13 protein-coding genes are annotated in these 14,532 nt (G+C 69.1%); 4 read left to right on the forward strand and 9 right to left on the reverse strand.

The window, feature by feature from the left end; genetic code table 11:
* Nucleotides 1-150: 150 nt before the first annotated feature.
* The 6 genes from H0B56_RS05530 to H0B56_RS05555 form a co-directional block, all read right to left on the reverse strand.
* Nucleotides 151-1,191, reverse strand: coding sequence for a 3-isopropylmalate dehydrogenase (locus H0B56_RS05530; protein ID WP_180891856.1), 1,041 nt, complete (start codon nt 1,189-1,191; stop codon nt 151-153).
* A gap of 269 nt (nt 1,192-1,460) precedes the next feature.
* On the reverse strand, nt 1,461-3,059 hold the full coding sequence (gene serA, locus H0B56_RS05535) for a phosphoglycerate dehydrogenase (RefSeq protein WP_180891857.1): 1,599 nt from the start codon (nt 3,057-3,059) through the stop codon (nt 1,461-1,463).
* A 289-nt stretch (nt 3,060-3,348) separates the two neighbouring features.
* Nucleotides 3,349-3,657, reverse strand: coding sequence for a DUF397 domain-containing protein (locus H0B56_RS05540; protein ID WP_180891858.1), 309 nt, complete (start codon nt 3,655-3,657; stop codon nt 3,349-3,351).
* Between the two features lie 108 nt (nt 3,658-3,765).
* Entirely contained in the window at nt 3,766-4,758 is a 993-nt protein-coding gene (gene ilvC, locus H0B56_RS05545; protein ID WP_180891859.1) for a ketol-acid reductoisomerase, read from the reverse strand.
* 152 nt (nt 4,759-4,910) lie between these two features.
* The gene (ilvN, locus tag H0B56_RS05550) at nt 4,911-5,417 is read right to left on the reverse strand and encodes an acetolactate synthase small subunit (RefSeq protein WP_089299960.1); all 507 of its coding nucleotides are present in this window, start codon (nt 5,415-5,417) and stop codon (nt 4,911-4,913) included.
* A 14-nt stretch (nt 5,418-5,431) separates the two neighbouring features.
* The gene (locus H0B56_RS05555) at nt 5,432-7,285 is read right to left on the reverse strand and encodes an acetolactate synthase large subunit (RefSeq protein WP_180892351.1); all 1,854 of its coding nucleotides are present in this window, start codon (nt 7,283-7,285) and stop codon (nt 5,432-5,434) included.
* 336 nt (nt 7,286-7,621) lie between these two features.
* Between H0B56_RS05555 and H0B56_RS05560 the strand changes: the two genes are divergently transcribed.
* From H0B56_RS05560 to H0B56_RS05570, 3 genes are all read left to right on the forward strand, one after another.
* Nucleotides 7,622-8,239 (forward strand): PH domain-containing protein, encoded by a 618-nt coding sequence (locus H0B56_RS05560; protein WP_246360905.1) that lies wholly within the window; start codon nt 7,622-7,624, stop codon nt 8,237-8,239.
* A 347-nt stretch (nt 8,240-8,586) separates the two neighbouring features.
* A complete protein-coding gene (locus H0B56_RS05565) occupies nt 8,587-8,862 on the forward strand; it encodes a WhiB family transcriptional regulator (protein WP_180891860.1) in 276 nt (91 codons plus the stop codon).
* Between the two features lie 104 nt (nt 8,863-8,966).
* On the forward strand, nt 8,967-10,148 hold the full coding sequence (locus H0B56_RS05570; protein WP_180892353.1) for a PQQ-dependent sugar dehydrogenase: 1,182 nt from the start codon (nt 8,967-8,969) through the stop codon (nt 10,146-10,148).
* Between the two features lie 54 nt (nt 10,149-10,202).
* Here H0B56_RS05570 and gatB read toward each other — a convergent pair whose 3' ends face one another.
* From gatB to gatC, 3 genes are read right to left on the reverse strand one after another with little or no spacing between them, the layout of a single operon-like run.
* The gene (gene gatB / locus H0B56_RS05575; protein ID WP_343063768.1) at nt 10,203-11,711 is read right to left on the reverse strand and encodes an Asp-tRNA(Asn)/Glu-tRNA(Gln) amidotransferase subunit GatB; all 1,509 of its coding nucleotides are present in this window, start codon (nt 11,709-11,711) and stop codon (nt 10,203-10,205) included.
* 7 nt (nt 11,712-11,718) lie between these two features.
* A complete protein-coding gene (gene gatA / locus H0B56_RS05580; protein WP_180891861.1) occupies nt 11,719-13,221 on the reverse strand; it encodes an Asp-tRNA(Asn)/Glu-tRNA(Gln) amidotransferase subunit GatA in 1,503 nt (500 codons plus the stop codon).
* Complete coding sequence (gene gatC / locus H0B56_RS05585) at nt 13,221-13,520, reverse strand: Asp-tRNA(Asn)/Glu-tRNA(Gln) amidotransferase subunit GatC (RefSeq protein ID WP_180891862.1); 300 nt, start codon at nt 13,518-13,520, stop codon at nt 13,221-13,223. Before gatC ends, gatA begins: the two co-directional genes overlap by 1 nt.
* 340 nt (nt 13,521-13,860) lie before the next feature.
* Between gatC and H0B56_RS05590 the strand changes: the two genes are divergently transcribed.
* Entirely contained in the window at nt 13,861-14,511 is a 651-nt protein-coding gene (locus H0B56_RS05590; protein ID WP_180891863.1) for an ACT domain-containing protein, read from the forward strand.
* Nucleotides 14,512-14,532 lie beyond the last annotated feature (21 nt).

Raw genomic sequence — 14,532 nt, forward strand, 5'->3', positions numbered from 1 at the left:
TGCGAGAGGTCTGCGCGCCGAGGTCTCCTGCTCCGGGAGCACCTACTCGGCGCGCTGGGGAATAATAATGGCGAGCGTACGAGCCATACCGGCATCATGCCACACGGGGCCCGTGTGGCCAAACACAGCGTGGCCGAGCTCAGCTGCGCATCACACCTCGTGCCGGGTGTTGGACGAGACCAGAGCGGCCAGCCGGTCCCCGATCGCCTGCGTCACACCGGGCGAGGAATGGTCGCGAGTCGCCAGGTCGAAGGCGACCGACGCCTCGATCCGGCGCGCGGCCTCGGTGTGGCCGAGGTGGTCGAGCAGCAGTGACAACGACAGCACGGCCGCGGTCGGATCGGCCGCGCCCTGCCCCGCGATGTCCGGGGCACTGCCGTGCACCGGCTCGAACATGCTCGGGTTCGCCCGCGTCACGTCCAGGTTGCCGCTGGCTGCCAGGCCGATCCCACCGGTGACCGCCGCGGCGATATCGGTGATGATGTCGCCGAAGAGATTGTCGGTGACCACGACGTCGAACCGTGACGGGTCGGTGACCATGTGGATCGTCGCCGCATCCACGTGCAGGTAGTCCACCGTGACGTCGGGATGCCGCATCGAGGCCTCCTCGACCACCCGTGACCACAACGAACCCGCGTGTTCCAGCACGTTGGTCTTGTGCACCAGCGTGACGTGCTTGCGCGGCCGCTGCTGGGCGCGGGCGAACGCGTCGGCGACGACCCGCTTGATCCCGAACGCGGTGTTCAAGCTCACCTCTGTGGCGATCTCGTGCTCGGTGTCCTTGCGCAAGATCCCACCGTTGCCCGCGTACGGGCCCTCGGTTCCCTCCCGCACGACGACCATGTCGATCTCGCTCTGGGTAGCCAGCGGCCCCTGTACGCCCGGGTACAGGCGCGCCGGACGGAGGTTCACGTGGTGGTCCAGCTCGAAACGCAGCCGAAGGAGCAGGCCGCGCTCCAGGATGCCGCTCGGCACCGAGGGGTCGCCGACCGCACCGAGCAGGATCGCGTCGTGCTGACGGAGCTCCCCGATAACCGACTCGGGCAACAGCTCACCCGTCGAGTGCCATCGCGCGGCACCGAGATCATAGTTGGTGATCTCCGTGGCCGGTGTGACCTCGGCAAGCACCTTGAGCGCCTCTGTCACGACCTCGGGACCGATCCCGTCACCCGGGATCACCGCGAGCCGCATCCAACACCTCCGTCTAGTAAGGATTCCGCTGCGTCACAGGCCCCCAGACACAGCAGGCTACCCTGCGTAGAAAGGATACGCGTAAGCAGACCACCTTTGTGCCTGATTCGGCTCACCGTGCCTCACCCGCTCGTGGGCGCAGGTGGCTGCGAGGCCGGTGCCGTACCCGCGGTACGGCACCGGCCTCGCGCGTCTGACGTCGTTCCGACTACGCCGTGCCGGCTTTCCGGGCCGGTTTTCCGGGCAGGGTTTCCGGGCCGGTTCGCCGGTCAGTCGAACGTGACGGCGCGAACCGTGCGCGCACCGACCGCGGCACCGATCGGCTCGAGCACGCTGGCGTCCACCGGCCGGTCCACCCGCATCAGCAACACGGCACTCGTACCCTCGGTGGTCTGGCTGACCTGGGCCGTCTCGATGTTCACCCCGGCCTCGCCGAGCAGCGTGCCGATCCTGCCGAGCACGCCGGGCCGGTCCGGGTACTCCAGCAGCAGCATGTGGTCCTCGGCACGGATATCGAAGTGCCTGCCGTTGACCTCGACGAGCTTCTCCACCTCGTCGAGCCCGGTGATCGCACCCGATACCGACAGCGTGGTCCCGTCCGCGTGGACCGCGCGCACGGTGACCTCACTGCGGTAGATCTCGCTCTCGCTCTGCGTGGTGACCTCGAACTGGACACCGAGCTCCTCGGCGAGCCGGGGGGCGTTGACGAAGGTGACCTGGTCCTCGACCACGCCGTTGAACACGCCGCGCAGTGCCGCCAGCGGCAGCACGTCCACGTCCTCGCTGGACAGCTCCCCGCTGACCACGACCTGCACCGAGGTCGGCGCCTTGTCGCTGAACGCGGAGAGCACGATCCCCAGCTTCTGGGTCAGCGGCAGGTACGGCCGCACCTCCTCGCTGACGGCGCCGCCGCCCGCGACATTGACCGCGTCCGGAACGAAGTCGCCGCGTAGCGCGAGCCGCACCGAGTGCGCCACGTCGGTACCCGCCCTGTCCTGCGCCTCACTGGTCGAGGCACCCAGATGCGGGGTCACCACGACGTTCGGCAGGCCGAACAGCGGGCTCTCCGTGGTCGGTTCCGTCACGAACACGTCCACGCCGGCACCGCCGACACGGCCTTCCTTGACGGCGTCGGCGAGCGCCTGCTCGTCGACGAGCCCGCCACGGGCGGCGTTGATGACGATCGCGCCCTGCTTGACCTTGGCCAGGGCGTCGGCATCGATCAGGCCGGCTGTCTCCGGCGTCTTGGGCAGGTGGATCGAGATGATGTCCGAGCGCTGCAGCAGCTCGTCGAGGCTGACCAGCTCGACCCCGAGCTGGGCGGCACGCGCTGCCGTGGCGTAGGGGTCGTAGGCGATCAGCGTGGTACCGAACGCCGCGACCCGCTGCGCGAAGAGCTGGCCGATCTTGCCGAGGCCGACGACGCCGACGGTCTTGCCGTTCAGCTCGACGCCGGTGTAGGAGCTGCGCTTCCACTCACCACCGCGCAGGCTCTGGTCCGCGGCAGGGACCCTGCGCACCACCGACAGCAGCAGCGCAACCGCGTGCTCGGCCGCGGAGACGATGTTCGAGGTCGGCGCGTTGACGACGAGCACGCCACGCTCGGTGGCCGCGGGCACCTCGACGTTGTCGAGCCCCACGCCGGCACGGCCGACGACGGTCAGCTTCTTCCCCGCGGACAGCACCTCGGCGTCGACCTGAGTGGCCGAGCGGACAACAAGCGCGTCTGCGTCGGCAACAGCTTCCAGCAACGCGGCGCGGTCGGTTCCGTCCACGTGACGGATCTCGACCTCATCGCCGAACGCATCCATAACGGACGGTGCGAGCTTCTCGGCGAGCAGGACAACGGGACGGCTTGAAGCGGTCACAAAGTGCCTCCGGTCTGTCGGGACTAAGGAGATCGCGCGGGCGGTGTCAGCGGGCGGCAGCCCGTGCAGTGGATGACTGCGGCGCAGGCGCGCCCACCATGCCTACCGCGCGGTGTTGGGTTACGTCGACGGAACGCCAACCCGCAAGAGTCTATCGATGAGCCACGGATCCATCGAGGGCCGACACCACGATGTGGGTGAACACACCACCGGATATGACCCCGGTCACCGTGCCGGCAATTCGCTGACCAGCGATGACGAGTCGCTCGGAGCGCCGTCGCAGCGCCTGCTACCAGGGCTCGTCGAACTCCCCGTCCTTGGCACCCAGCACGAAGGCTTCCCACTCGCTCGGCGTGAACACCAGGATCGTTCCGTCCGGCTCCGAGGCCTGCCGCATCGCCACGTATGTGACGCCGTCGGTGTGCGGCACGAACGCGATCTCGACAGCGTCTTCCAGCTCGTCCGGGTCGACGCCCTCCGGAAGCGGACGCTGCCACTCGGCGTTGCTGAGGTCGATCTCGTCGCGGATGTGTGCCTTGTCGTCGAACGGCTCCGGCTCGGTGTTGTCACCGCCTGCCGCATACTGCTCCTGGCTCATGGCACCACCTTAGCGAGCCGTCCGGTGCGCGGTGCGCGCGTACCGTGACGTGCGCCTTCGCGCGCACGTACCGCAGAGCACGCACCACGCACCGGCTGCTCGGCCCGCTCAGCGCACCCAGGCCATGAGCTTGCGCAGCCTGCTGCCGACCTCCTCGATCGGGTGACTCGCGCCTTCCTGCTCCAGCTTCGTGTAGTTCGGGCGGCCCGCCTCGTCCTCGGCGACCCACTCCTCGGCGAACGAGCCGTCCTGCACCTCGGCGAGGACCTTGCGCATCTCCTCCTTGACCGCCGGGGTGATCACCCGAGGTCCGCGCGTGACGTCGCCGTAGGTAGCGGTGTCGGAGACCGAGTAGCGCTGGCCGGCGATGCCACCCTCGTACATCAGGTCCACGATCAGCTTGAGCTCGTGCAGCACCTCGAAGTAGGCGATCTCCGGGGCGTATCCCGCCTCGGTCAGCACCTCGAACGCGTTCTGGATCAGTGCGCTGGTACCGCCGCACAGCACGGCCTGCTCACCGAAGAGGTCGGTCTCGGTCTCCTCGGCGAAGGTGGTCTTGATGACCCCGGCCCGCGCACCGCCGATCCCCTTGGCGTAGGACAGCGCGAGCGCCTGGGCGCTGCCGCTGGGGTCCTGCTCGACAGCGATGAGGCAGGGCACTCCCCTGCCGTCGACGAACTGGCGCCGCACCAGGTGCCCTGGCCCCTTCGGCGCGACCATCGCCACGTCGACGTCGGCGGGCGGCTGGATCAGGCCGTACCGGATGTTGAAGCCGTGCCCGAAGTACAGCGCGTCGCCCGAACGCAGGTTGGGCGCGATGTCGTTGGCGTAGATGCTGCGCTGCGCGGTGTCCGGCGCGAGGATCATGATGAGGTCCGCTTCCTGCGCGGCCTCGGCAGGCGTGACCACCCGGAGCCCCTCGTCGGCAGCCTTGGTCCGGGACTTCGACGACTCCGGCAGCCCGACGCGTACATCGACCCCGGAGTCGCGCAGGCTCAGCGCGTGCGCGTGACCCTGGCTTCCATACCCGATGATCGCCACCTTGCGCGCCTGGATCAGGCCGAGATCGGCGTCGTCATCGTAGAACATTTCGACTGACATGAGGGCTGCCAACTTCCTTTCGTTCGTGCATTCTGTCGTCTCGTCCAGCGGTTGTGCCGGGGCCCGCCCGGAGGACGATGCCCCGAAGGGAGGTCGCGGCCGCCGGTGCATCGCTGCGTTCCCGTGGCACCCGGACCGGAGCTTCGGGTCGTTCAGCGAGTGGACGTGCCGGTGATCGAACGCGGTCCCCTGCCGACCGCGACCATCCCGGACTGCACCAGCTCGCGGATACCGTACGGCTCCAGCATGCGCAGCAGCGCGTTGATCTTGTCCACCGGCCCCGTCGCCTCGATGGTGACCGCTTCGGGGGACACGTCGACCACCTTCGCGCGGAACAGGTCCACGATCTCCAGGACCTGGCTGCGCACCGTCGCGTCGGCGCGGATCTTGGCAAGCAGCAGCTCCCGCTGCACCGAGCTCGGCTCCTCCAGCTCGACGATCTTGATGACGTTCACCAGTTTGTTGAGCTGTTTGGTGACCTGCTCAAGAGGGAGCTCCTCCACGGCGACGACGATCGTCATCCTGGAGATCTCCGGGTTCTCCGTCGGCCCGACCGCCAGCGAGTCGATGTTGAACCCACGCCGGGAGAACAGGCCCGCCACGCGTGCGAGCACACCCGGTTTGTTCTCCACCAGCACGCTGAGAGTGTGTGTACTCATGTACTCGGCTCCCGTCAGACCTCGTCGTCGTCGAACAGTGGGCGGATACCGCGCGCGGCCATGATCTCGTCGTTACCGGTTCCCGCGGCGACCATCGGCCACACCTGGGCATCCTTGCCGACGAGGAAATCGATGACGACGGGGCGGTCATTGATCTCCATCGCGCGCTGGATGGCCGTGTCGACTCCTTCCTGCGTGTCGCATCGCAGGCCCGCGCACCCCATGGACTCCGCCAGCAACGTGAAGTCGGGGATGCGGTGCATGTGCGTACCGAGATCGGTGTTGGAGTAGCGCTCGGCGTAGAAGAGGTTCTGCCACTGGCGCACCATGCCGAGGTTGCCGTTGTTGATCACGGCCACCTTGATGGGCGCTCCCTCGATGGCGCAGGTCGCCAGCTCCTGACAGGTCATCTGGAAGCACCCGTCACCGTCGATGGCCCACACCGGCCTGTCGGGGAACGCGAACTGCGCGCCCATCGCGGCCGGGACGGCGAAGCCCATCGTGCCGAGCCCACCGGAGTTGATCCACGTGTTCGGGCGCTCGTATCCGATGAACTGCGCGGCCCACATCTGGTGCTGACCGACTCCCGCCGTGTAGATCGCGTCCGGCCCGGCCAGCTTGCCCAGCCGTTCGATCACGTACTGCGGGGACAGCGTCCCGTCCGAGGGCCATTCGTAGCCGGGTGGGTACGTGTCCCGCCACGCGCCCACCTGGGTCCACCAGGCATCGAAGTCGGGGCGGCCGGACTGGTCGATCTCGGCCCGCACCTCGCTGATCAGTTCCGCGAGGATCTCGCGGCAGTCGCCGACGATCGGCACATCGGCCTTGCGGTTCTTGGAGATCTCCGCCGGGTCTATGTCGGCGTGCACAACGGTGGCGTCCTGCGCGAACGTGGACAGCTGCCCGGTGACCCGGTCGTCGAACCGCGCGCCGAGCGAGATCAGCAGGTCGGAACGCTGCATGGCGGCCACGGCCGCGACAGTGCCGTGCATCCCCGGCATACCGAGATGCTGGGGATGCGAGTCGGGGAACGCCCCGCGCGCCATCAACGTGGTGACCACCGGGATGCCTGTCAGCTCGGCGAGCTCGGTGAGCTCGGCGGAAGCCTCGGACTTGATGACGCCACCGCCGACGTAGAGAACGGGGCGGCGGGAGGTCGTCATCAGCTTGGCGGCCTCGCGGACCTGCTTGCCGTGCGGGCGCAATGTGGGCCGGTAGCCCGGCAGGTGCATCTCGGGGGGCCACGAGTAGGACGTCGTCTCCTGCAGCACGTCCTTCGGGATGTCGACAAGCACCGGTCCCGGCCTGCCCGTACGCGCGAGGTGGAACGCCTCCGCGATCGCCTGCGGGATGTCGGCCGGCTCGGTGACCAGGAAGTTGTGCTTGGTGATCGGCATCGTGATACCGCAGATGTCGGCTTCCTGGAACGCGTCCGACCCGATCAGCGCGCGGGTCTGCTGGCCGGTGATGGCCACCATCGGCACGGAGTCCATATGCGCGTCGGCGATGGGTGTGACCAGGTTGGTAGCACCGGGCCCTGACGTCGCCATGCACACGCCCACCTTGCCGGTGGCCTGCGCGTAACCGGTGGCGGCGTGACCCGCGCCCTGCTCGTGCCGGACCAGCACGTGCCGGACCTTGGTGGAGTCGAGCAACGGGTCGTAGGCGGGCAGGATCGTCCCGCCGGGAATGCCGAAGACGACCTCGGCACCGAGAGACTCGAGGGACCGTACGAGCGCCTGCGCACCTGTCACCCGGACGGGGGCGCCCGCGGGGGGTGCCGGCTTCGGACGCGAATCGAGCTTGCCGTGCGGCGCCGGATGCGTCGGCCGTGGCTGCGAGCTCGCTCTCGATGTGGCGCTTGTCATCGGTTCTGCCTCGTCGGTCGCTGGGTCGGGAACGGTCATAGTGCGCTCATTCGCGAGTCGGGGTGTACGCCGGTGTAACCCATTGTCGGTGCCGTCACGGTTCGGTGCCGCGTGTGCTCCCGGTTCGTTGCCCGCATCATGGCACCACCCCTGGAATACACTCGCTCACCGCACGAAAAAACCCCCGCCGACCGGACGGTCGAACGAGGGTTGCGCGTCAGCAGCGGATGGCTTGCAGTCGCCCTCACGTCATGCTGACGCGCAAGGAAATTACTACGAGCTCAACTAGCTGCTGCATGGCACGTACGTTAGTCGCAGCCCGGTCAGGGTGTCAACTTGGCGGGACCGACTTCCCAGATACTGGGCACGACGGGCGGGCACGGCGATGTGCCCCCGCACCGGGATCCGGGCGGGGCCACCCCGGACATGACACCCGCGATGGCACGCGAGACCATGACCACCGTGACCGACAACGACGACGCGAGCCCAGCGGCGTCCCCAGCAGCGTCCCCAGCGGCGTCGCCGGCGGCATCGTCGGCCGGCTCGGGGACGGCGGCCGCGCGGCAGCCACGCGCCCTCATCCGTGTGCCCAAGACTGCCGTTCTGGTGCCGCTGCTGGTCATCCTCTGCGTCACCCCGATGGCCCTCGCGCTGCCCGCGCTGTCGGTGCTCTACGTGGTGCCGATCGGGTTCATCGTGTGGCTGCTCCGCACCGAGACCGTCGTGGACAGCTCGGGGCTGGTCGTGCGGACCGTGTTCCGGACCCGGTCGCTGGCCTGGGACGACCTCAGCGGTCTGACCCTGACCGGCAAGTCGAAGGTCCGTGCCGTGCTCGGGGACGGTACCGAGGTAGCACTGCCCGCGGTCCGTACCCGGCACCTTCCTGTGCTGTCCGGCGTCAGCGGTGGCCGCATCGACGACCCGACGGAACGGCGCGAGCCCGGGGAGCACTGAGCTACTCCCGCCACCGGAGGCCGCCCCGTATCCGGGCGATCGCACGAGCTCGCGCACCCGTGGAATACCGGCCGGGGTTCACGTGTTGAGTGGGATCGGTGCCTGCGGTGACGTGCTGTGCGTGCCCCCAGTGCATGCCCCCAGTGCATGCCACCGGCGCACGCCACCTGCGCGTGCCCCCAGCGCATGCCACCTGCGCATGTCCCCAGTCACCGAACCGGACACGAGCGCGACGCGTCCCGGTCCCGCGTGGTTGCCGGACCGCGAGCGACGCGTCGGCTCACCGTCGTCACCAGGTGGACAGCACCCGAGCTATGCACGTGCCTGACGGAAGGAGGCGGCACGACATGGAACGAGCAACATACGACTGGCGGCAGCGTGCCGCCTGCAGGGACTCCGACCCCGAGGTGTTCTTCCCGATCACCGAGGACGTGCCGGATTCGGCGCGGGTGGCGCAGGCGAAAGCCATCTGCGCGAGCTGCCCGGTACAGTCCGAGTGTCTGGACTTCGCACTGGACAACAGGCTGGATCACGGGGTCTTCGGCGGCATGACGGCCGGCGAGCGGCGCCGGATCATGCGCAGGCGTCGGGTCGGTGACGATCACCACTCGCCGGCACGCTGAACCGTGCCCGCCTGCGCCGGTCGCGACCGGTGCCGTATTACGTGACGTTCACGCCGATACGCTTATCCTCTGCCGTTGTGCGCACCCTCACCGGCCGTCCCAGCATGCGAGCGCTGCTCACCGCGCTCACCGCGTCGGGCTCGCTGGTGCTGGCGTCCTGCGCCACGTTCGACGACTCGACGAGCGCGAGTGGCGACTGGCGACCGACGGCCGAGCTCACCCCGGAGCGCGGGCCGCAGCCGGAACTCCCGGAAGTGGGGGGCGAGCAGGAACCGGACGCTCCGGAACGCACGCAGGAATCCATTCCGCCACCCGACGGGTGCACCGACCACGACCCCGCCGTCATCGCGACCTGTCTCGATCCGATCGGAGCGGTCGCCGCGCTGCCGCCGCACGGCACGGAGATCGGCGCGCTCGCCGGCGAGCGGGAGTCTGGCACCGTGCACGTTGCCGTCGAGGGCGCCGAACCGCGCGAGTTCGCCTCCCTCGAGGTCGATGCCACCGGCGACGGCGGGCTGACGGGGCTGGCGCTGTCGCCCACCTACCACGAGGACCGGCTCGTCTACGCCTATATCAGCACCGAGGAGGACAACCGCGTCGTACGGTTCGCCGAGGACGGCGAGGCGACACCGGTGCTGACGGGCATTCCCAAGGGCGATTCCGGCAACGCGGGCGCACTCGGCCACGGTGGCGACGGGACGCTGCTCGTCGCCACAGGCGACGGAGGGGATCCGGACGCGGCAGAGGACCCCGACTCGCTGGCCGGCAAGGTACTTCGTATCGACCGGTCGGGGGACGCGGCCGAGGGCAACCCGGAACCGGGCTCGCCGGTCATCGCCGGCGGGCTGCACTCTCCCGGCGGGCTGTGCACCTCGCGGGACGGGACCCGCTCGTGGGTGACCGACCGGGGCGGCAGCGTCGACACGCTGTACCGGATCGAACCCGGTGAGGACCTGTCCGCGCCCGCGTGGACATGGCAGGATCAGCCGGGTGTGGCCGGGTGCGCCGACTGGTCGGACATGCTCATGGTGACCACATCGCACACGGGCACGATCCAGTCCATGCCGATCGACGAGGACGGCGTCATCACCGGGGAGCCGCAGGTCACTGACACTCAGCAGGACGGCAACGGGATCGGGTACGGCCGGATCGCCGACGTGGACGTGATCAGCGACGACGTCGCCGTCGCCGGGACCGTCAACAAGGCCGGTAGCGATCCCGTGTCCAGCGACGACCGGGTCGTTCTGCTGCTGCGCCCGGAGGCAGGCTCCGGCGGCGCCGACTGACCGCGCGGGGACCACCCCGGCCCCCGGGCTCTACCCCGGGGGCTACTCGGCGGGCTACTCGGCGCCGCAGCGTTGCAGGATCAGCTCGCGTACCCGCTTGGCATCGGCCTGGCCCTGGGTCGCCTTCATGACCGCGCCGACGATCGCACCCGCGGCCTGGACCTTGCCGCCCCGGATCTTCTCCACGACATCCGGTTGCGCGGCAAGCGCCTCGTCGATCGCCGCGGTCAACGCCGAGTCGTCGGAGACCACCTCGAGCCCGCGCGAGGCGATCACCTCGTCCGGGTCACCTTCGCCGGCGAGCACACCGAGGACGACCTCACGCCCCAGCTTGTTCGTCAAGGTGCCCTCGCCGATCAGGGCGATGACGCGGGCCACCTGGCCAGGGGTGACCGGAAGGTCGGCGAGGTCGACGCCACGCGAGTTGGCCTGCTCGGTGAGGAACTGCACCCACCAGCTGCGCGCGTCGTCGACCGGCGCCCCCGCGTCCACGGTCGCGGCGACCACGTCGGCGGCGCCGGTGTTGACCAGGTCCCGCAGCTCCTCGTCGGTCAGCTGCCAGTCCTGCTGGATACGCCGCCTCCGCTCCCAGGGCAACTCGGGAAGCGTGCTCCGCAGCTCCTCGATCCAGGCGCTGCTCGGCGCGATCGGCACCAGGTCGGGCTCGGGGAAGTACCGGTAGTCCTCGGATGTCTCCTTGGGCCTGCCCGCCGATGTCGTGCCGTCGGCTTCCTGGAAGTGCCTGGTCTCCTGCACCACCTGCGCACCACGGGACAGCAGGCTCGCCTGCCGGGTCATCTCGTAGCGCACCGCACGCTCCACGCTGCGCAACGAGTTCACGTTCTTGGTCTCGGAGCGGGTACCGAAAACCTCGTCTCCCTTTGGGGACAGCGAGACGTTCGCGTCGCAGCGCAACGACCCCTGATCCATCCGGACATCCGAGACCCCCATCGCACGCAGCAAGTCCCGCAGCGCCGACACGTAGGCACGCGCCACCTCGGGGGCACGCCTGCCCGCACCGGTGATCGGTTTGGTCACGATCTCGATCAGCGGCACGCCCGCCCGGTTGTAGTCCAGCAGCGAGTAGTCGGCACCGTGAATCCGGCCGGTCGCGCCACCCACGTGCAGCGACTTGCCGGTGTCCTCCTCCATGTGCGCGCGCTCGATACCGACCCGGACGGTCTCACCGTCGCCGAGCTCGACATCGAGGTACCCGTCGAAGGCGATCGGCTCGTCGTACTGTGACGTCTGGAAGTTCTTGGGCATGTCCGGGTAGAAGTAGTTCTTCCGCGCGAACCGGCACCACCCGGCGATCTCGCAGTTGAGTCCCAGGCCGATCCGGATGGCCGACTCCACCGCACTGCCGTTGACCACAGGCAACGCGCCCGGCAGCCCGAGACAGGTGGGGCACACGTGCGTGTTGGGCTCCCCGCCGAATGCGTTCGGGCAGCCGCAGAACATCTTCGTCCGCGTGGACAGCTCGACATGCACCTCGAGGCCCAGCACCGGGTCGAAACGCTCGAGAACCTCGTCGTAGTCCATCGTCTCCGTCTTCGTCGTCACGACTGCCTCACAGCTCCGGGATCCGGTCGACCAGCGCGCCGCCCGCGGCCGCGTCGCGTGCGCGCTCGTATGCCGCGCCCACCTCGTACATCCGGTCGTCGGCGAGCGCAGGTGCCATTATCTGCAGTCCAACGGGAAGCCCGTCCTCGTCGGACAGTCCGCTCGGCACGCTCATAGCGGCGGTGCCGGCGAGGTTCGTCGGAATCGTGCACAGGTCACCGCGATACATCGACATCGGATCGTCCACTCGCTCCCCGACACGGAACGCCGTCGTCGGCGCCGTCGGTGACACCAGCACGTCCACCTGCTCGTACGCGGCGTCGAAGTCCCTCGTGACGAGCGAACGAACCTTCTGGGCCGAACCGTAGTACGCGTCGTAGTAACCGGCGGACAGCGCGTACGTTCCGATGATGATGCGCCGCTTCACCTCGGCGCCGAAGCCTGCCTCCCTGCTCAACGACATCACATCGTCGGCGCCGTTGGTGCCGTCGTCGGCGACACGCAACCCGTAGCGCATCGCGTCGAAGCGGGCGAGATTGGACGAGCACTCGCTCGGCGCGATCAGGTAGTACGCCGACAGCGCGTACTCGAAGTTCGGGCAGGAGACCTCGACGACCTCCGCTCCCAGCTCGCGCAGCGTGTCGACGGCCGAGGCGAACGACCGCAGCACGCCCGGCTGGTAGCCCTCCCCGCCGAGTTCGGTGACCACACCCACGCGAACACCACTCAGGTCCCCGGAAGAACCCCGGCGAGCGGCCTCGACGACGGAAGGGACCGGAGCGTTCAACGAGGTCGAGTCCATCGGGTCGTGCCCGCCGATCACCTCGTGCAGCAGCGCGGCGTCGAGAACCGTCCGCGCGCACGGTCCCGCCTGGTCGAGGGAGGAGGAGAACGCCACGAGGCCGTACCGGGAGACCCCGCCGTACGTCGGCTTCACCCCGACCGTTCCGGTCAACGCACCCGGCTGGCGGACCGAGCCTCCCGTATCCGTACCGACCGTCACCGGCGCCTGGAACGCGGCGAGCGCGGCGGCCGAACCGCCGCTCGAGCCACCGGGCACGCGCGCGGTGTCCCAAGGGTTCCTGGTCGGACCGTAGGCCGAGTTCTCCGTGGAGGACCCCATCGCGAACTCGTCCATGTTGGTCTTGCCGAGCACCACCACATCGGCCTCGCGCAGCTTGCGCGTGACCGTAGCGTCATACGGGGGGACCCACCCCTCCAGCGTGCGTGACCCGCAGGTCGTCGGGATGCCCTTGGTGGTGAGCACGTCCTTGAGCCCGAGGGGTACCCCGGCTAGCGGGGAGACGGGCGGCCGGCCGGCCGCGATATCCGCGTCCACCTTCTCCGCGGTCGCCAGCGCGCCCTCGGTGTCGACGTGCAGGAACGCGTTGATCTCCGAGTCGACCTTGGCGATGCGTTCTAGGTGAGAGCGGGTGACCTCCACCGAGCTGAGCTCACCCGCGTGGATGCCGGCGGCCAGCTCGGCCGCCGTACGCGTGGTCGGGTCCATCACTGTTCCTCCCCGAGGATTCGCGGCACACAGAACCGCCCGTCCTCCGCTGCCGGCGCGCCGGAAAGTGCCTCCTGCTGGCTCAGGCCCGGACGGATCTCGTCGGAGCGGAAGACGTTCGTCAGGTTCGCCGCGTGCGACATCGGCGGGATATCGTCGCCGGCCACCTCGCCGACCTTGGCCACCGAGTCGAGGATCACGTCGAGCTGGCCGACGAAGGTGTCCAGCTCGGCCTCGCTCACGCCGAGCCTGGCGAGCTTGGCCAGATGGGCGAGCTCGTCACGGGAAATCTGGGACACGAGGGCAACCCCCGGGGTCTACGTACTGTCGGTCGGGTGTCGTGCTCACCGGTCGGTGCGTTCGCCAACCCGGAGCGCCTCGCAGTCTAGTGCCCGGTCATCCGGATACGTCGCGCGCATCGCGAGCGGGCCGCCCCAGCGCGCGCACGGCGCGCACCGCACACCCCGCGAGGTAACCGCAGGCGAACCGGGGCATGACTCTACGTGACGCGCACCGTCGCGCACACGACCGCATTACCGGAGATGGCGGATCCCGGCGGGAGCGCACGTCTGAGACAATGTCCTACCGGTCCATCGCCCCACGGCAATGCTGGGGTAGGCAGAGGAGAAGAGGTTCGCGTTGTCCTTCCTGATCCGGGTACAGATCCCGGATAGCCCTGGAAGCCTGGGATCGGTAGCCTCAGCGCTCGGTATGGTCGGCGCGGACATCCTCAGTGTCGACGTGGTCGAACGCTCATCCGGAATCGCCGTCGACGACATGGTCGTGGAGCTGCCTTCCGGCAGCCTTCCCGATGCCCTCATCACGGCCGCGGAGAGCGTCGACGGCGTCGAGGTCGACGCGGTGCGACCGTACGCGGGCGTGCTCGATACCCACCGGGAGCTGGAGCTGGTCGAGGAGATCGCGGCCGCGCCCCGGACCGGCCTGGAGATCCTCGCCGAGGGTGTCCCACGGATCGTCCGCTCCGGATGGGCGCTGGTCCTGCGGCAGAACGGGGGTGTCGAGCGGCTGGCCGCGTCCACAGCGGCCCCCGAGACCCCGCTACAGGGCCTGCCGTGGTTGCCGTTGGAACGGGCCACGATCCTCGACTCCGAGGAGTCGTGGATCCCCCCGACCTGGCGCGAGCTGGGTACCGAGCTGGCAGCCACCCCGCTCGGCAAACCGGACCGCGCACTCCTGGTCGGCCGGCCCGGCGGTCCCATGTTCCGTGCCGCCGAGGTCGCCCGCCTCGCACATCTCGCAGGCATCGTGGCTGTGGTACTCGAGGGTTAGCGGCCGGACCGGCGCCCGGGG

The sequence above is a fragment of the Haloechinothrix aidingensis genome (genome assembly GCF_013450155.1).
In the GTDB taxonomy this organism is placed as follows: domain Bacteria; phylum Actinomycetota; class Actinomycetes; order Mycobacteriales; family Pseudonocardiaceae; genus Haloechinothrix; species Haloechinothrix aidingensis.

Bases quoted from the DNA above. Each gene is read 5' to 3' on its own strand.
- ilvN (WP_089299960.1), bottom strand. From the start codon at position 5,417: ATGAGTACACACACTCTCAGCGTGCTGGTGGAGAACAAACCGGGTGTG.
- H0B56_RS05530 (WP_180891856.1), bottom strand. From the start codon at position 1,191: ATGCGGCTCGCGGTGATCCCGGGTGACGGGATCGGTCCCGAGGTCGTG.
- H0B56_RS05555 (WP_180892351.1), bottom strand. From the start codon at position 7,285: ATGACAAGCGCCACATCGAGAGCGAGCTCGCAGCCACGGCCGACGCAT.
- H0B56_RS05540 (WP_180891858.1), bottom strand. From the start codon at position 3,657: ATGAGCCAGGAGCAGTATGCGGCAGGCGGTGACAACACCGAGCCGGAG.
- H0B56_RS05565 (WP_180891860.1), top strand. From the start codon at position 8,587: ATGGAACGAGCAACATACGACTGGCGGCAGCGTGCCGCCTGCAGGGAC.
- H0B56_RS05570 (WP_180892353.1), top strand. From the start codon at position 8,967: ATGCGAGCGCTGCTCACCGCGCTCACCGCGTCGGGCTCGCTGGTGCTG.
- ilvC (WP_180891859.1), bottom strand. From the start codon at position 4,758: ATGTCAGTCGAAATGTTCTACGATGACGACGCCGATCTCGGCCTGATC.
- gatA (WP_180891861.1), bottom strand. From the start codon at position 13,221: ATGGACCCGACCACGCGTACGGCGGCCGAGCTGGCCGCCGGCATCCAC.